Genomic DNA, 17,345 nt, shown 5'->3' with positions numbered 1-17,345 from the left:
TCACGAAGGCCCGGGCACTCCCCGGGCCTCCTTGTTTTCAGTGAACTTCGAGCGCCGCTTTAAGCGCTTTGATCGCGTGCAGAACTTTTGCCGGTTGTGCATCGCGTCGCGGTGTTACGGCGTAGATGCCCACATCGGGCAAGCACCACTCGGGCAATACGCGCACGAGTCGGCCATCTGCAATTTCTGCGGCGAACTCGGTTGCGAGATTGCGAGATAAGCCTAGGTGCGCGAGTGTTAAATGCTTGGTCGACTGACTTTCGTTGCTGGCAATTCGACCTTCAACACGCACGCGCCGTGTTTCGCCATTCGGCCCGCTGAGATCGAGAAATTGCGGCTCGCCGAGTGCAGTCAGCGTGATCCATTGGTGATGCTGTAAATCTTCCGGCTGCTTCAACGCGCCAGCGCGTTGTAGATAGCTCGGGGACGCGCAAATGATTTCCTCAACCTGTGCCAGTGGGCGTGCAATTAATGTCGAATCAGCGAGTCGACCGACGCGTATCGCCAGATCAATACGGGCTTCGATCAGATCAATGCGTTCGTCACCTGCAAACAGCCGCAACTTGAGTTGAGGGTGCTGCGCCAATAAGGGCGCCAGCGCGAGTGGCAACGTTGTGCCTGCGAAGCCGATCGGCGCCGTGATTCGCAGTTCGCCAACGAGTTCATCGCGCAGGTCCGCGAGTTGCTGCTCGGCCTGCCGTGCCGCATGGACCATATTGGCGCAGCCGGCATAGAAGGTTTCGCCGGCTTCGGTCAGCGTCAGCTTGCGAGTGGAGCGGTGCAGTAGCACCACACCGGTTTCGGCTTCGAGCTGGCGCATTTGCTGGCTGATCGCCGAGGTGCTCATGCCCAGTTCGCGGGCGGCCGCGCTCATCGAACGGGTTTCGACCACCCGGGCAAAGGTCGCCATGCGTTTGAGTTTGTCCATTGTGAAGTAATACTTAACATAAATTGCGATTTATAGGGACTAATCAGACGACTGTGAAGAGAATAATCTGGTTGCGTTCCCAAACACGCAAGGAGTCAGTCATGAAAATCTCCATCGTCGCCGCCACTGGAAAAATCGGTCGCAACATCGTTCAGCAAGCCCTGCTTAAGGGACACGATGTCACCGCCATCGTTCGCAGTGACAAAGATCTGCCCGCTGAACTCAAGGGCGCAAAGGTCGCTGTAGCCGCTTTGGAGAAGGCTAGTCTCGCCCAGGTGTTACGTGGCCAGGACGCCGTGATCAGCGCTTATGGCCCGACGCCAGAAGCAACCGCTGCACTTAGCGATACGGCGCGCACCTTGATCGCTGCGGTTCGTGAAGCAGGCTTGCGTCGCCTCGTCGTAGTTGGCGGTGCTGGCAGCCTCGAAGTGGCTCCCGGTGTGCAACTGGTCGATATCCCTGAATTTCCTGCGGCCTACAAAACCGTAGCCTTAGCTCATCGCCAGGCTCTCGCGATTTATCGCGCGGCCAGCGATATCGATTGGACCTTCTTTTCGCCTGCTGCTGAGATCGGCCCCGGAGAAACCCGTGGCCACTACCGCACCGGTGAAAAGAATCTCCTGGTGGATGGCGAGGGCAAAAGCCGTATTTCCTATGGGGACTATGCGCTTGCTGTCGTCGCAGAAGTCGAGCAACCGCGCTACGTACAGGCTGTTGCGACTGCTTCGTATTAAGCCGGCAAATCATGAAATTCAGCCCCGTTTCGGCTACGATTCCGGCCCCGCAATGCGGGGCCTTTTTATTTAGAGCTGAGATATCCCGATGAGCGACCAAAAACCGCTGAATAAGCACAGTCAAACGATCACTGCCGGTGTGCAGCGTTCACCTAACCGCGCCATGCTGCGTGCGGTCGGCTTCGGCGATAACGATTTCGAAAAACCAATTGTCGGCGTAGCCAACGGCCACTCGACGATGAACCCTTGCAACGCTGGCATTCAGCCGCTGGCGGATCGCGCTTCGGCTGCGATTAAATCTGCAGGCGGCATGCCGCAGAGCTTTGGTTTTCCTACCGTCACTGACGGTATCTCGATGGGCACCGAGGGCATGAAGTTCTCGCTGGTGTCGCGTGAAGTGATCGCCGACTCGATTGAAACCGCTGTGTCTTCGCAGTGTATGGACGGCGTGTTGGTTGTGGGCGGCTGCGACAAGAACATGCCGGGCGCGATGATTGGCATGCTGCGTATGAATATTCCCGGCATCTTCGTTTACGCAGGCACCATCAAACCAGGCAACTGGAAGGGTGTGCCGCTGACGATCGTGTCGTCGTTTGAAGCGGTGGGTTCGTTCCAAGCCGGCAACATGAGCAAGGAAGACTTCATCGGCATCGAGAAGAACGCCTGCCCATCGGTTGGCGCCTGCGGTGGCATGTACACCGCCAACACCATGTCGTCTTCGTTCGAAGCGCTGGGCATGTCGTTGCTGGGTTCTTCGCAGATGGCTTCGCCAGATGCTGAGAAGGCTGATTCCGCTGCGGACTCCGCACGCATCTTGGTTGAAGCAATCAAGAAAGACATCAAGCCGCGCGACATCGTTACGCGCAAAGCGATTGAGAACGCGATGGCACTGATCATGGCCACCGGCGGCTCCACCAACGCGGTGCTGCACTTCCTCGCGATGGCACATGCTGCGCACGTACCATTCACGATTGATGACATTGAAACGATCCGTAAGCGCACGCCAGTGTTCTGCGATCTGAAACCTTCAGGCAAATACGTTGCTGTCGATTTCCACAAAGCCGGTGGCGTGCCGCAGGTTTTGAAGATGCTGCTCAAAGCAGGTCTGCTGCACGGCGATGCAATCACCATTACAGGCGAAACGATGGCGGAAGCACTGGCCAGCGTGCCAGATGAACCGCGTGCTGATCAGGACGTGATTCGCCCGTTCAATAAGCCACTCTACGCGCAGGGCCATCTCGCAGTGCTCAAGGGCAACCTTGCCACCGAAGGCGCCGTGGCAAAAATCACTGGCCTGAAGAATCCTGTCATCACCGGTCCGGCTCGCGTCTTCAATTCAGAAGAAGACGTGATGGCAGCCATCATGGACAACAAGATCAATCACGGCGACGTGTTGGTCATTCGCTATGAAGGTCCTAAGGGCGGCCCTGGTATGCGTGAGATGTTGGCGCCAACCGCTGCACTGATCGGCAAAGGCTTTGGCGAATCAGTCGGCCTTATCACCGACGGCCGTTTCTCCGGCGGCACTTGGGGCATGGTGGTGGGTCACGTTGCGCCTGAAGCGTTCGTTGGCGGCACCATTGGTTTGGTTGAAGAAGGCGACAGCATCACCATCGACGCCAAGCAGCTGCTGTTGCAGCTGAACGTTGCTGACGATGTTCTCGCAACGCGCCGCGCAGCTTGGGTGCAGCCTGCACCGCGCTACACGCGCGGCGTGTTAGCCAAGTTTGCCAAGCTGGTGTCGACGGCTTCGAAAGGCGCCGTTACCGATTGATTTAAAGGCATCAAAAATAAGGCCGAGAGTGTGAGCTCTCGGCCTTATTTTTTCGCGAAGCATTGAGCTAATGGCCGAGCCCAAAAAATCTTGAAGCATTAGCGCTAGTGAAGCGTGCAATTTCGTTTTCGCTCTGATCACGTGCAGTGGCCAGCGCTTTCACCACCCAAGGCAGAAACGCAGGCTCATTTCGGCGCGATGCTTGCTTGGGCGCAGTGCGTGGCAACAGGTACGGCGCATCCGTCTCAATCAACAAACGATCATCTGGAATATCGCGCACGGCTTCAATCAAATGCGCACCGCGACGTTCATCGCAGATCCAGCCAGTGATACCGATATGGCAATCCAGAGCCAGATAGTCATTCATTGCGGCACGCGTGTCGGTGAAGCAGTGCACGACCACATTACTTAAGCGTGGACGCCACTCACGCAAGATCGACAGAAAATCTTCGTGTGCATCGCGTTGATGAAGAAATAGCGGCTTCTTCAAATCAGCGGCGATTTCTAATTGCGCGATGAAGGCATGTCGCTGATCTTGGCGCGGCGAGAGATCACGAAAATAATCGAGTCCGCATTCGCCGAGTGAAACCACTTCTGGCTGCTGTGCCAATTCGCGAAACAACTTTCCAAGCTCAGGCGTCCAATCGCTAGCGTGATGTGGATGCAGTCCTGCTGTTGCGTAGAGCTTGCCGGGATAGCGACGTGCGAGTTCAGCGGCCTGTAGCGCGCTTTCACGTGAGCTGCCGGTGACGATGATTTGCTTTACTCCCGCATCCCAAGCGCGTTCCAGCACCGCATCAAGATCTTGATTGAAACTCTCGCTAGCGAGGTTTGCGCCGACATCAATCAAGCCCACGTTTACGGAACCTGTCCTTTGGTTTCTTGTGGGAAACACTCATGACGCCACAGCACGGCTTGTTCCACTTGTGCCTGCGCGCCCGGTGCTGGCGTGCGTTCCAGCATGTAGATGAGCTTGAACGTCATCAGACGTTTTGCGGGATCGGCAGCATTTTTCTCGTTCCACTCACGGCAAAGATATTTACCGTAGTACACGCGCTGTTCTTCATTCTCTGATTCTGCGAGATGACCGCGGTAAGTATTCCAACGAATGTTTTCGTGGGTCTGCGAGTAGTGCAGGGGTTTGCTGTAATCCGGCGCGGCATGCTCTGGGCTCAGCAGATCAATTTCGCTACCGTCAAAGAGCTTGGCAGGAATAACCATCCAGCCATCATCCTTGCGCGGCGAGGGTGCAAACTGATCCCAATCCTGATCAATGCGAACCATCTTCATCGCTGTTGTTAGCGAAGAGGATACGAACTTCGGCAGTGCATTCACCGTTGTCAGATTCCACAAAAATACCGCCACGATTGAAATTGCAGCAACGCGTTGCCAGCGCTGTGAAACTTCGTAGTGCACTTCACGCGTCGGTAGCAGGGTTTCAGTGATGGTGCTGAAGCCGCCGCGGTTACGTCCCACCCAGTCGTATACCGCGTTGCCGGGTTTGACCAATGCCTGCATGCGAATCAGTGGCCACAACCACGCGGTGAGCGGAGAGTGTTTCAGCAGGATCGTGAAAGCCTGCCACTTCATGTGCGCATTCTCCTCGCCATCAATCACCACCCAAGAGGTGTTGGCTTCGAGTAATGCTTTGGCGCGTGGATTGCTTTGTGCTGGAGCAATGACTGCGCGTGGCAGCAGCAGAAATTGCTGAATCAGCAGTGTGCTTTTCAGACAGAAGCCGCAATCGCGATCGTAGTAAATCCGCAACGGTGCAGACTCAATACGTTGTCGACGTGCGTTTAAGGCGTCCCAGATCCAGCTGCTGGTGAAGACGGTTAATGCCGCGATGCTCGTGAATGGATAGTGGCCCAACTCAAGGCTGAGCTTGAGGCCAATCTGCATCAACACAAAGCACAGCAGAATCAGCAAGCGGATATAGCGATTGAAGAACGGCACAAACAGCAGCACAGGGCCGAGCAGCTCCAGCCACCAGATCAACGCGCTCAAGCTCTGCAATAGCTCAGGGAAGTTCAACAGCCACTGGCCTAGCGGCGTGGCATAGCGATCAAGCGAAAGTGCGTAATAGGCCGCAGTGAATTGCGGATGCCATTCAGCGCCGCTTTTGAGCAAGGCGCCGAAGAAATAAACCGAGACCACTTGCAGCAACAGGCCTGCAGATGCCCATGACAGATGTTGGTTGTTGCTGGGTGCTGTGTTGCTCGATGTTGCTGCGTCGACTGAGTAACGCGCGCCCAATGGCAGGAACATCGCCCAGAACAACAGGCAGGCGATTAACACATCGCCGCTACTCAACACCAAGCTGTTGCGGTTGATCAGCGATGCCCACATTACAAAGCTGACAATGACGGCTAAGCGCGTGCGCCAGCCCAGCATCAACATCAATGCGCAGAGAGTTTGAATCGTGAGCAGCGTGGCAAGGAACCAAGTTTGTCCGTTGAGAAAATACAGCGACACGCGGTTGAAGCTGTCGGACTCGATCGCCCATGAGCGTGGCATGACGCCCAGATCGCCATAGAACGCAGTGAGGTCGCAAAAGCTTTGGCAGAGGACGATGAACAGTACGAGCCCAAGTGCAAAGCGAAACAGCGCTAGCGAGCGCAGATCGATGCCAAAGAGTTCTAAAAGGCGAGGGTGTCGTGCTGAAAAATCGTTGCTCATGATCGGTCGTCGTATTGCACAAATGACAAAGGGAGCCAGAGGCTCCCCTTGTGGTTAAAACATGTAGCGATTAGCGAACGGTGACGAGGTCGCCCATCTGGCCCATGCCCTTGTCGAGCCAATTAATGCGCTCGTAGTCGGATTTCTCATTGCCGCTGGAAGCGTTGTTCGCCAAGCTGCTACCGGTGCTAGGGCATTGCAGAACGCCACCAACGATTGGGCCAAGAACTGGGATGCCATTCACAATGCCGCAGAGGCCGGTGGCTGGATTGCCGCCGCCGCCAGTGGTCGCAGGATCTGAATCGTCCTTGGTCTTCAGAACTTCAGCAATGCCGAAACCAAGACCGGCAGCGCCGATAGCGAGCAGGCCCCAATCCAACATGGAATAGCTGGTTTCGCCGCCATCTTCATCAAATTTTTTCACATGGCTGGCAAAAGGAACGCCATTGACCAGAGCACTGGAGAAACCGTCGCGCAGATTGAAATCAGCCTGCATGAACGCTGGACGAGCTGGCTGTCCGGTGATCTGTGCACTGTAGGGGTTGCTTTGATCCATGCGCAGACCGTAATGCAGGCTGCTCAGCATGTCGTTGTTCTTACCGTGACCACCGAAACCGAAGTTTAAATAAGCGGTTGTTTTGGGAGAGTTGGGAGCGTTGAAGTCAGAAGCAAATGCTCCCGTGCAAACACCAATGCTCGTTACCACGGCTACTGCCATCAAGATTTTACGCATTCAATCCCCCGCACTTAATTTAGAGTCAATCAAACATTGTAAGAACTGCGGCTTACAGTCGCAGCGTTGTCAGGAACTATAGGGATGCCTAAGGCACATGGCAAGCGTGACAGAATACTCATCATGACGAATCAAATTTCACCTACAGAAATGCCCCGCGCGGGCGAGACATCGGAACTCTTGATACCTGGCCCCGCTGGCCTGATTGAGGTGATGCTGACCGCCCCGGGTGATGTCGCGACGCCAGCGGGAATCGCCGTGATCTGCCATCCGCATCCCCTGATGGGCGGCGCGATGAGCAATAAGGTCGTCTACAGCCTCGCGTCGAGTGCATCCAAAGCCGGACTTTATTCCCTGCGTTTCAATTTTCGCGGTGTCGGACGCAGCGAAGGCTTGCATGACGAAGGACGTGGCGAGACCGACGACACGCTGTTTTTGGTCGACTGGCTGCGTCAGCGGGTGCCGGGCGCGCGTCTCGTCTTGATGGGCTTTTCCTTCGGCGGATTCGTCAGCGTCAAGGCTGCGCAACAGGCCAAACCTTATTTGCAGGTGAGCATCGCGCCACCGTTTAGCAAATATTTTAATGAGCCAGTGCCGCCGCGACCGGACTGCCCCTGGCTGGTTGTTCATGGCACTGCCGATGACGTGGTCAGCTACGACGACACCGTGCAAGTGCTGAATGGCTTTGACCCGCCACCGGAGTTAGCCACGCTCAAAGATGCCGGGCATTTCTTTCATGGTCGATTAGCCGAAGTGCAAGGCGCCGTGTTGCCGTTTCTCCAGAAAAATTGGGTTTAATGCGCTCAGGGTGCGTCATGCTTTTAGCGAAACGAGATTGTTTTATTAAATTTAGTAATAAATAATAATTTAATAAATAAAAACAAAGTTCTGTATGGACGTGTATTGCTGACACGGGTATGCGAAACGTTTTGATATCCTGCTTCACACGATAAAAATACAAGGAGTGTTTATGCGTCGTCTTCTACTGGCAGTCACTTTGAGTTTGAGCGCTGCGCCAGCGTTTGCAGCTTTGCCGGACTTTGACATCATTTGCGGCGGCGGCCCTGCTTGTCAGGCGGCTTTTCGCGAAGTCTCAAAAGACATTACTTCCAGCCTTGGCTATAAATCCTTGAGCCCAGCTGAAGCAACCGGCGTGATCGGTTTTGGCGTCGGCGCTTATGGCAGCTACACGCCAACACAGGATTCGCAGGCTTGGGAAAATCTGACGGGGACTAAAGTCACCGGCATCGCTGTTTCGGGTATCACGGTCCACAAGGGTTTGCCGTTCGGCTTTGATGTTGGCGCCAGTTACAGCGTTATCCCAAGTACGAGCGCACGTTTGTGGGGCGCTGAACTGCGCTATGCAGTGCTGACGGGCGGCGTGGGTTCGCCTGCACTGGCCATTCGTGGTGCGTACTCGGCAACCACGGGCATTGATCACATCAAGGTCTCGACCAGCAGCATTGATGCATCGATCTCCAAAGGCTTTGCGATTCTCACGCCTTACGTCGGCGCCGGTTGGGTGCGTGGCACTGTAGATCCAGACAGCAGCACGTTATTGGATAAAGAAACGATTAACCGCGCCAAGGTTTTTGCCGGCATGCGCATCAGCTTCGTGATCTTTGAGCTGACGCCTGAGTACGAGCGAATTGGTGACAACAACAACTACAACTTGCGTATGGGCTTTTCGTTCTAAGCAAGCGAGTCGTTTAAAACAAGAAAGCCGCCGAAGGTACTCGGCGGCTTTTTTATTTGAAGCAAAAAAATTAAAGCTTAATTTTCGTCAGTAAAAAATTGACGTTGGAATTTCACTTTCATCGCACGCTTCGCGCCTTCAGGCTTTACATCAACATCAAAGGTCAAGAACTCCAGATGTTCGATGTCGAATTCAGCAATTAAATCTTGCGTGCTGCCATCGCTAGCTGGGCGCAGTGTGAGCTTCTGCTGATCGCCAATTAGATTGCGCACCGTGCCGCTGGCGCTGCCACGTGCTGGGCTGGTTTTTCCCGGCGCAGTTTCGCGTTGCAGGTTCACCAGTAACAGCCCGCGATCATTGCTTTGGCGAATGCCATATTGCTTTGCCATTGCAGGCGACAAATCTTTGGTCGACATCGCGGCGTAGTGCACAACAAACTCGCCATCGCGTACCAACTGCTGCGCAAATGCACTGGCTGATAACAGCAATAGACTAAGACCAATCAGCGCACGCTTCATGCTGTCACTCCAATAATCTTTGGACCTTGTAGCGTGTAGATCGCAATTTCGCTGAACAGATTCGGCGCGATGCGAATGCCCAAACCTTCGTGATAGCTGCGATCAAGCAAGCGACGACTGGCAATGCGCCAGCCGCGTGCATGGCACAAATCTTCAAAGTCCGACACGGTGCAGAGGTGAATGTTTGGCGTGTTGTACCAAGTCTCTGGTAGCGATGGCGTTACCGGCATGCGGCCCATCGCCAAGGCCGAGCGCACGCGCCAGTGGCCAAAATTGGGGAAGGTGACAATCGCGGTTTTGCCTACGCGCAGAATTTCTGCGAGTGCTTCATCTGGGCGCTGCAAAGCTTGCAGCGCCTGCGTCATCAAGACGTAGTCGAAAGAGCCGGTCTCAAAATCTTTGAGGCCATCATCAAGATCGCCTTGGATGACGTTAACGCCCGCATCAACGCAGCGTGCCAGATTGTCTGGATCAATTTCCAAGCCATAGCCGCTGACATTTCGGGTGCGTGTGAGATGCGCGAGCAGTGCGCCATCACCACAACCGAGATCGAGTACACGGCTGCCCGGCACAATCCAGTTGCTGATCAGTTCGAGGTCGGGACGAAGCGTACTCATGTCTCCTCCTCGGTAATGCGTGCGAGATAGCTGCTGAGTACGCGGTGGTACTGCGGCAACGGCATCAAGAAATCATCGTGGCCGAGTTGTGAGTCGATCAAGGCATAGCTGACATCGCGACCGGCGCTGACGAGACTCTTAACAATCTCGCGCGAACGTGCAGGCGAGAAGCGCCAGTCCGACGTGAACGCAACCACGAGGAACTTGGCCTTGGCCTGACGGAATGCAGTCGAGAGGTCATCGCCAAACTCGCGCGCAGGATCAAAGTAATCCAGCGCCTTTGTCATGATCAGATAAGTGTTGGCGTCAAAGCGATCAACGAAAGCCTGACCTTGATGGCGCAGATAACTTTCGACTTCGAACTCAACGTCGTAGTTAAAGCTTGGCGTCGCAGCTTTGAGTTCGCGACCAAACTTGGCGCGCATCGCTGCGTCGGACAGATACGTGATGTGACCGAGCATGCGCGCGAGCTTGAGCCCGCGTGAAGGAATGACATCGTGGTTGTAGAAGCGACCGCCGTGGAATTCTGGGTCAGACAAAATCGCCTGACGTGCAATCTCGTTGAACGCGATGTTCTGCGCAGAAATTTTTGGCGCTGCTGCAATCACGATGGCATTGCGAATGCGATCAGGCAGATCAATCGTCCACTGCATAACCTGCATGCCGCCCAATGAACCACCAACAACTGCGGCCCACTGACGAATGCCGAGCTGATCGGCGAGCAGCGCTTGTGAGCGAACCCAGTCACGCACCGTCAGCAATGGAAAGTCTGGACCCCAAGGTTCGCCTGTTTCAGCATTGATCGTGCTCGGGCCTGTGGAACCGCGGCAACCGCCGAGGTTGTTGAGGCTGACCACGAAGAAGCGATTGGTATCAATCGGTTTGCCGGGACCAATGCAGTTGTCCCACCAACCTGGTTTCTTGTCGGTTTCGCTGCTGTAACCCGCAGCGTGATGATCGCCAGATAGCGCATGACAGATCAGGATTGCGTTCGAGGCTTTGGCGTTGAGTGTTCCGTAGGTCTCGATGACCAACTCGTGCTGCGGAAGTGTGCGGCCACAGTCCAAGGCCAGCGCCTGATCGATGACGATCTTGCGCGGGGTGACTAGCCCAACAGAATCCGCCGGAAAGGCGCCCATCAACGGAACAGCCCTGGCAGAGGAATCAGGCGAGAGACCACTTGCAGTAGCAGCATCAACACCAGCGGGGCCAGATCAAGGCCGGACAATGGCGGAATGATGCGACGCACAGGGCGCAGCAGCGGCTCATTCAAGCTCCACAGCACATTGCTGGCCGGGTTGTTCACGCCGGGCCCGAGCCAAGACAGGATCGCCTGCACGAACAGCGTAAAGGTGTAGAGATTCACCGTCAGCACCAAAATCTTGAGCGTGGCAAATCCGAATATGGAGGCGATGCCAATCACCACATCGAGCAAGGCGCCGATGGAGTAAATGAACAGCATCGCCAGCGCCAGCAGCGTCACCACCGCAGCGGTGTCGAGATTGCGCCAGCGCGGGATGAACTTGCGCAGAAAATCGGTGGGGTAACGCGTGGTCTGCCACACCAATTGCGACATCGGGTTGTAAAAGTCCGCACGCACCCATTGCAGCAGAATGCGCAGCAGCAGCAACCACATCGCCAGATCAAAGATCGTGGTGACGAGGAAGAAAATCGCGTTATCGGCGTTAGCGCCCATTAACTGTCCCTAGTTCTTTTGCGCAAATTGTTCGCCCAGCTCGCGGCCGCGGTCAGCGGCTTCGCGTAGGGCGCGTTCAAATATGGCACGGATGCCGCCGGATTCAAGAGCTTTGAGGGCTGCTTCGGTCGTTCCGCCTTTCGAGGTCACCTGTGCACGCAAGGTGCTGACGTCGATGCCGGTCTTGGCGGCCATTTCTGCGGCGCCGATGAAAGTCTGTTGTGCCAGTTCAGCAGCGATCTCAGGCGACAAGCCCAGCTTTTCGCCCGCTTCACGCATCACTTCAGTGAGCAGGAAGAAGTAGGCCGGGCCAGAACCAGAAACAGCGGTCACGGCGTCGATGTCCGATTCGTTCTCCAGCCAGCAAGTCTTGCCCGCCGCTTTGAGAATCTTGTCGGCTAATTCGCGTGCAGCGTCTGGCGTGCCTTTGGGCGTGTACAGACCGGTGATGCCTTTCTGATACAGCGCTGGCGTGTTCGGCATGGTGCGGACCAGATGGACCTGATCGCCCAGCAAGTCACCCAAGCTGGACAGACGCACGCCAGCAGCAATCGAAACTACCGTCGCGCCCTTGTCGAGCTTGAGGCCAGACAATGCTTCAGCCATTTGCTGCGGCTTCACCGCTAGCACTACAGCCTGTGAGCCGCGCACGATTTCAGCGGCGCTGCTTTTAACGTCGATCCCAAACTGCCGACGCAACCAGTCTGCACGCTCCGCAAAAGGCTCGGCCACACGAATGTGACTGGCGCTATGACCCGAGGCGAGAAGACCTCCGATGAGTGCAGCAGCCATATTGCCGCCGCCAATGAAAGCTATGGTGGGTTGCATGATCTGGGTTTGACGAGGGGATGGATGCAGGGGAACTGCGCTTAAGCGCGCTATCATATTGCACGTTGCCCCCCAAAACTATTGTCCTTAACTTGAACGCCAAAGCCCGGCCACCGCAGTTTTCTGCGGAGGTCCAGAAAATCCTTGATGCCTATCGTGCCCGTGTCGACGCGGCGCAGGTCTACGACGTGGCCCAGGTCACGGCTCTGGATGAGGCGCGCAAGCTGTCGCAGCGTCTGGGCAATCGCATTCTGCTCAAGCGTGAGGACACCCAAGCGGTGTTCTCTTTCAAGCTGCGCGGGGCCTATAACAAGATCGCCAAACTCACTCCGGCAGAGCGCGCCCGTGGCGTGATCACCGCCAGCGCGGGCAACCATGCGCAGGGCGTGGCGCTGGCGGCCAAGAAACTTGGTCTGACCGCTTGGATCGTGATGCCGCGCACCACGCCGGCGCTCAAGGTCGACTCCGTCCGTTCATTGGGCGGTAAAGCCATCCTTCATGGCGATGCCTATGACGACGCCCGCGAGCACGCTCTGGCGTTGGCGGCTGAAAAAGGCATGACGATGGTGCATCCCTACGACGATCCCGAAGTGATCGCCGGGCAGGGCACCATTGCGCGCGAGTTGCTGGATCAATGTGCTGACCTCGACATGGTCTTCGTGCCGGTTGGTGGCGGCGGTTTGCTGGCCGGTGTTGCCGTTTACCTGAAGGCGATCAAGCCCAGGATCAAAATCATTGCGGTGGAGCCGGAAGATTCCAATTGCTTCGCTGCTGCGATGAAAGCAGGCCGTCGCGTCACGTTGCCGCAAGTTGGCTTGTTTGCCGATGGCGTCGCTGTGCGCCAGATCGGCGAAGAGAATTTCCGCGTCGCTCGTCATTTGGTCGACGGCACCGTTCAAGTTAGCGTCGACGAAATCTGCGCCGCGACTCAAGACTGCTTCTACGAAAACCGATCACTGCCTGAGCCCGCTGGCGCGCTTGCTGTGGCTGGCATCAAGAAATGGGTTGCAGAAAACGGCGTCAGCGGCAAAACCATCGCAGGCATCGTCTCTGGTGCCAACGTCAATTTTGATCGTCTGCGCCACATCGCAGAACGTGCGGAGTTGGGTGCGGCAACCGAAGCCTTGCTCGCCGTTACGATTCCAGAAATTCCAGGCAGCTTTAAGAAATTCCTCAAGCTGTTGGGCCGTCGTTCAATCACGGAATTTAATTATCGCTTCGCCACCGCAAGCACAGCGCATATCTTCGTCGGCATTCGCTTAAGCGAAGGCGCAAGCGAGCGCGAGTCCATCATCGATTCACTGCGCGAAGCGGGCTACGCTGTCGTCGATATGACCGGCAACGAAATGGCCAAAGCGCATGTGCGCTTCATGGTAGGCGGACGTGCATTCGGCGCCGAAAACGAAGTGCTATACCGCTTCGAATTTCCAGAGCGTCCCGGCGCGTTGTCTGATTTCCTCAACGCTATTGGCGGCCGTTGGAATATCTCGCTGTTCCACTACCGCAATCACGGCGCCGCTTATGGCCGCGTGCTTTGTGGCTTGCAGGTGCCCAAGCGTGAGCGTGCCGAGTGTCGACGCTCGTTGGATGAGCTGGGCTATCAGTACGCCGATGAGAGTGCGAATCCTGCGTACGAATTGTTTCTGGGCAGCGGCAACTAAATCTGCTGCGCGCAACGCGCGCTTTTGTAGGGTGCGCTGTGCGCACGCGTCTGGCGCTGACGTCTGGAACGCGTGCGCATGGCGCACCCTACGTTAGCCACCTATCGCGGGATCACTAATTCCCGGCCTGCCGTTTTCAACGCGTCCCGCAAAGCGACGCGCGTAGCTGTTATCTCCATCCACCATCACGCTGAAGTCATACCAACGCCCACTGCTGTTCAATGACCAGTGCGGTTTGACGGTTTCTCCGGGTTTAACGGTGTAACGCCACGGGCCTTCTTTGCTGTAAGCATTGGCCTTGATGATGAAGGTGCAGGGCGCTTTGCCGCTGTTGCGAAGTTCGGCATAGATCGCGCTGTTGTCGCCGTCGTAGCCGACGCGAATTTCTGGAGCGGGGCCATTCAGCAGTGACAAGGCGTTGAGCGTGCCTTGGAAATGGCGATGAAATCCATTCGGGCCGAGCACCCAGAGATCGTAGTGACCTAAATCCAATACGGCGCTCCAGCTATCGTTCAGCATTTTTCCGGCTTCAACGGTGTAGCGCTTCGGGATGCGCTCAAGATGTAGTTTGTCGTAGACCTGAAAGACTGCGCCGACACTGCCCGTGTTGATGAACTGCAGCTGCACTTTTCCTGCGAGCGCATTGATGCTGCTGTTAACGCTTAGCTCGTAGGGCAATGCGCGTGAAGGCCTTACGCCTTGGCGTTGTCGCGGCGCGGTGCTGTTGTTGCCCGTCGGAACGGGCACAGCGTCGAGTCGCTCCTGCGTTCTACTCAAGCTGTCTGCTTCAGCTTTACTGAAGCTAGGTAACGCCGGAAATTTGTCTTCGTTAGGTGTTGCAAAATTGAACGCTGAAGTGAGATCGCCACAGACTGCGCGACGCCATGCGCTGATGTTGGGTTCATGCACGCCAAAGCGTGTTTCAAGAAAGCGGATGACCGAGCTGTGATCAAACACCTGCGAATTGACCCAGCCGCCTTTGCTCCACGGCGAGACGATAGTCATCGGCACGCGCGGGCCGGGCCCATAAATTTTTTGATCGCGATAACGCTCACTGCTGTCATCAACTGTCGAAGCACCTGCGCGTGAGCCGTCGAGATTCACAGAAGGTGCACAAGGTGGTGGTGCGTGATCGAAGAAACCATCGTTCTCGTCGTACATCAACAGCAGTACGGTTTTGCTCCAGCTTGCTGGGTTGGACGTCAGTGCTTCCAACACCTGCTGCGTATACCAAGCGCCTTGCACAGGACTTGAGCGATCAGCGTGTTCTGAATAAGCCGAAGGTGCGATAACCCATGAGACCTGCGGCAGCGTGCCTGAAAGTACATCAACCTTGAGGCCATCCAGCGTATTGTTCTTTAGCGTACTCGTCAGGCCTTTGCTGACTAGCGTCGAGTTCGCGTCAGTTTCATAGGCCTCACGGAAATTGCGAAAACCTGCAAGCGAGTTGTTGTCGTAGTTGTCCGCCATGTCCTGATAAATCTTCCAACTGACGCCAGCGGCTTCGAGTCGTTCGGGATAGGTCGTCCAGTCGTAACCTTGATCAGAGGGTCCGAGCTTGTCGTAGTTGTTGCTGATCGCTGGGCCACCGCCAATTCCGCTGGGGTTGTTGGTACCGGTGAACAGAAAAAGTCGATTGGGATTGGTGCTGCCCTGCACTGAGCAGTGATAGCTGTCGCAGAGCGTGAAGGCGTTGGCGAGCGCGAAATGAAAAGGCAGTTCGGCTTCTTTGTAATAGCCCATCGACTGTCGCTTCTTGAACAAGGGCCACTGCCCATAGCGACCGTGATTCCAAGCGGCGTGTGCATCGGGCCAAGTATGTGGCGTGCTTTCTACGGACTGTGCGTTCCCGATGCGACTGTCGAGGTGATAAGGCTGGATTTCGGTGAATAAATCTTTCTGCTGCCAAATCGTACGGCCATCGGGCAGTGGCACGGTGAAGCGATCACCAAAGCCACGCACGCCGTGGAGGGTGCCGAAGTAGTGATCGAAGGAGCGATTCTCCTGCATCAGAATCACCACGTGCTGCACATCGTTGATCGTGCCGGTAACGGAAGCTGCTGGCATCGCCAGAGCCTCGCGGATGCTTTCCGGAATCATGGATGCGGCGAAAGTCGTGCCGGCCAGCCGTAGAAAATTTCGACGGCTGCTAGAGACCATGAGCGAATTTCTTTCGTCTCTTCATTGGGAGCGAAGCCTAGGTAGGCCAAGCGACGTTTCCGTGACGTCTGGATGAGAGTTTCTTTGCAACGATTAATGTTGGTCTGGTGGCAGAAAAGACGGTAATCGTTATTTCGCTTTGCCCTGTAAGCGCTATGAGATAGCCTTCGCTACAGATTATTTCAAAGAAACTTTAAATTACCGTCATGACCAATCCTCTGCTCGCGGGCATCCGCATTCTCGATCTTTCGCGCCTGTTGCCCGGCCCGTTTTGCACTTTGTATCTCGCTCAGCTCGGTGCTGAAGTCATCAAGATCGAAGAACCTAATGGCGGCGATTACGCGCGCTCGCTTTCGCCGGATTTGTTCGAGCTGGTGAATCGCGGCAAAAAATCAGTCACCTTGGATTTACGTAAAGCAGATGACGTCGAAAAATTTCATCAGCTGGTGAAAGACGCCGATGTCGTCATTGAGTCGTTCCGGCCCGGCGTGATGGATAAGCTCGGCTGTGGCTACGACGCACTGAAGAAGATCAATCCAAAAATCGTTTTCGCTGCGCTGACGGGCTACGGTCAGACGGGTCCGTACCGTGATCGCGCGGGTCATGACATGAATTACCTCGGCTACGCTGGTGTGCTTGATCAGATTGGCCCAGCTAAAGGCGCGCCTGCGCAATCCAATTTGCAGATCGCAGATCTTGCTGGCGGCGCACTCACCTGTGCGATTGGCATTTTGTCTGCGGTGATTGGCGCACGCACATCAGGCGAAGGCGCGTTTGTCGACGTTGGTATGCACGACGGTTCGATGGCGCTGCAGGTCGTGTCCTTCGCTGCGATTCGCGCGATGGGCAAATCCAATCCACGTGGTCGCGACATGCTGAGCGGCGCGCTGCCTAACTACAGCTTCTACGAATGTTCAGACGGCAAACATCTGGCTGTTGGCGCATTGGAGCCCAAGTTCTGGGCCACGCTGTGCACTGCCATTGGCCGCGCTGATTTGCTGAAGCGGCCGATGGCTCCAGGCGCCAGCGCTGAAGCGGTGCGCGCTGAAGTTGCCGAGTTGTTCAAGACTAAGACGCGTGACGAGTGGGAGACAATCTTGCTTCAACACGACGCCTGCACCACTGCGATTCTGACGCCTGATGAAGCGCTCACCAACGAACAAGTCGTGGCACGTGGGCTGGTTGAAAATCATCTTGGCAAACCAGCCACGGCGATGCCGATTCAGTTTGGCGAAATTCCCCGCATCACCTGCGGTCCGGCCCCAAAGCTCGGTGCAGACAACGCAGCGGTACTCGGCGCACTGCGTAGTTAAATTTCCCT

General features: G+C 55.9%; 16 protein-coding genes. 6 read left to right on the top strand and 10 right to left on the bottom strand.

What is annotated here, in order from left to right; genetic code table 11:
* Nucleotides 1-37 precede the first annotated feature (37 nt).
* On the bottom strand, nucleotides 38-928 hold the full coding sequence (locus CJD38_RS06705) for a LysR family transcriptional regulator (RefSeq protein ID WP_107939525.1): 891 nt from the start codon (nucleotides 926-928) through the stop codon (nucleotides 38-40).
* A 101-nt stretch (nucleotides 929-1,029) separates the two neighbouring features.
* Between CJD38_RS06705 and CJD38_RS06700 the strand changes: the two genes are divergently transcribed.
* Together CJD38_RS06700 and ilvD are read left to right on the top strand one after the other, a co-directional pair.
* A complete protein-coding gene (locus tag CJD38_RS06700; RefSeq protein WP_107939524.1) occupies nucleotides 1,030-1,662 on the top strand; it encodes an NAD(P)-dependent oxidoreductase in 633 nt (210 codons plus the stop codon).
* 88 nt (nucleotides 1,663-1,750) lie between these two features.
* The gene (gene ilvD, locus CJD38_RS06695; RefSeq protein ID WP_107939523.1) at nucleotides 1,751-3,436 is read left to right on the top strand and encodes a dihydroxy-acid dehydratase; all 1,686 of its coding nucleotides are present in this window, start codon (nucleotides 1,751-1,753) and stop codon (nucleotides 3,434-3,436) included.
* A 67-nt stretch (nucleotides 3,437-3,503) separates the two neighbouring features.
* Here ilvD and CJD38_RS06690 read toward each other — a convergent pair whose 3' ends face one another.
* The 3 genes from CJD38_RS06690 to CJD38_RS06680 all read right to left on the bottom strand — a co-directional run bounded on the left by CJD38_RS06690 (nucleotide 3,504) and on the right by CJD38_RS06680 (nucleotide 6,848).
* A complete protein-coding gene (locus CJD38_RS06690) occupies nucleotides 3,504-4,292 on the bottom strand; it encodes a TatD family hydrolase (RefSeq protein WP_107939522.1) in 789 nt (262 codons plus the stop codon).
* A gap of 2 nt (nucleotides 4,293-4,294) precedes the next feature.
* Nucleotides 4,295-6,115, bottom strand: a complete 1,821-nt coding sequence (locus CJD38_RS06685) for an HTTM domain-containing protein (RefSeq protein WP_107939521.1) — start codon at nucleotides 6,113-6,115, stop codon at nucleotides 4,295-4,297.
* Between the two features lie 70 nt (nucleotides 6,116-6,185).
* Entirely contained in the window at nucleotides 6,186-6,848 is a 663-nt protein-coding gene (locus tag CJD38_RS06680; RefSeq protein WP_107939520.1) for a hypothetical protein, read from the bottom strand.
* 123 nt (nucleotides 6,849-6,971) lie between these two features.
* Here CJD38_RS06680 and CJD38_RS06675 point away from each other — a divergent pair, with 123 nt between their 5' ends.
* Both CJD38_RS06675 and CJD38_RS06670 read left to right on the top strand, forming a co-directional pair.
* A complete protein-coding gene (locus CJD38_RS06675; protein WP_107939733.1) occupies nucleotides 6,972-7,646 on the top strand; it encodes an alpha/beta hydrolase in 675 nt (224 codons plus the stop codon).
* 172 nt (nucleotides 7,647-7,818) lie between these two features.
* Nucleotides 7,819-8,544 (top strand): hypothetical protein, encoded by a 726-nt coding sequence (locus tag CJD38_RS06670; RefSeq protein WP_107939519.1) that lies wholly within the window; start codon nucleotides 7,819-7,821, stop codon nucleotides 8,542-8,544.
* Nucleotides 8,545-8,621: 77 nt separating this feature from the next.
* Here the strand turns inward: CJD38_RS06670 and CJD38_RS06665 are convergent, their stop codons facing one another.
* The 5 genes from CJD38_RS06665 to proC are packed head-to-tail and all read right to left on the bottom strand — an operon-like array spanning nucleotide 8,622 to nucleotide 12,203.
* On the bottom strand, nucleotides 8,622-9,062 hold the full coding sequence (locus CJD38_RS06665) for a DUF4426 domain-containing protein (RefSeq protein WP_107939518.1): 441 nt from the start codon (nucleotides 9,060-9,062) through the stop codon (nucleotides 8,622-8,624).
* Nucleotides 9,059-9,679 (bottom strand): methionine biosynthesis protein MetW, encoded by a 621-nt coding sequence (gene metW, locus CJD38_RS06660; RefSeq protein ID WP_107939517.1) that lies wholly within the window; start codon nucleotides 9,677-9,679, stop codon nucleotides 9,059-9,061. The genes CJD38_RS06665 and metW overlap by 4 nt, the downstream gene beginning before the upstream one ends.
* A complete protein-coding gene (gene metX / locus CJD38_RS06655) occupies nucleotides 9,676-10,818 on the bottom strand; it encodes a homoserine O-succinyltransferase MetX (protein WP_107939516.1) in 1,143 nt (380 codons plus the stop codon). Before metX ends, metW begins: the two co-directional genes overlap by 4 nt.
* Nucleotides 10,818-11,375, bottom strand: coding sequence for a YggT family protein (locus CJD38_RS06650; RefSeq protein WP_107939515.1), 558 nt, complete (start codon nucleotides 11,373-11,375; stop codon nucleotides 10,818-10,820). Before CJD38_RS06650 ends, metX begins: the two co-directional genes overlap by 1 nt.
* Before the next feature lie 9 nt (nucleotides 11,376-11,384).
* A complete protein-coding gene (gene proC / locus CJD38_RS06645; RefSeq protein WP_206362905.1) occupies nucleotides 11,385-12,203 on the bottom strand; it encodes a pyrroline-5-carboxylate reductase in 819 nt (272 codons plus the stop codon).
* 140 nt (nucleotides 12,204-12,343) lie between these two features.
* Between proC and ilvA the strand changes: the two genes are divergently transcribed.
* Nucleotides 12,344-13,864: a threonine ammonia-lyase, biosynthetic gene (gene ilvA / locus CJD38_RS06640; protein WP_107939731.1), complete on the top strand. Its 1,521-nt coding sequence runs from the start codon at nucleotides 12,344-12,346 to the stop codon at nucleotides 13,862-13,864.
* Between the two features lie 93 nt (nucleotides 13,865-13,957).
* Here the strand turns inward: ilvA and CJD38_RS06635 are convergent, their stop codons facing one another.
* Complete coding sequence (locus CJD38_RS06635; protein WP_107939514.1) at nucleotides 13,958-16,024, bottom strand: phosphocholine-specific phospholipase C; 2,067 nt, start codon at nucleotides 16,022-16,024, stop codon at nucleotides 13,958-13,960.
* A 206-nt stretch (nucleotides 16,025-16,230) separates the two neighbouring features.
* Here CJD38_RS06635 and CJD38_RS06630 point away from each other — a divergent pair, with 206 nt between their 5' ends.
* The gene (locus tag CJD38_RS06630) at nucleotides 16,231-17,337 is read left to right on the top strand and encodes a CaiB/BaiF CoA transferase family protein (RefSeq protein WP_107939513.1); all 1,107 of its coding nucleotides are present in this window, start codon (nucleotides 16,231-16,233) and stop codon (nucleotides 17,335-17,337) included.
* Nucleotides 17,338-17,345 lie beyond the last annotated feature (8 nt).

This window comes from Stenotrophobium rhamnosiphilum (assembly GCF_003052265.1).
GTDB classification, from domain to species: domain Bacteria; phylum Pseudomonadota; class Gammaproteobacteria; order Nevskiales; family Nevskiaceae; genus Stenotrophobium; species Stenotrophobium rhamnosiphilum.
Note: the sequence above shows the minus strand (reverse complement) of the source record. Positions and strands in the feature narration are given on the sequence as shown.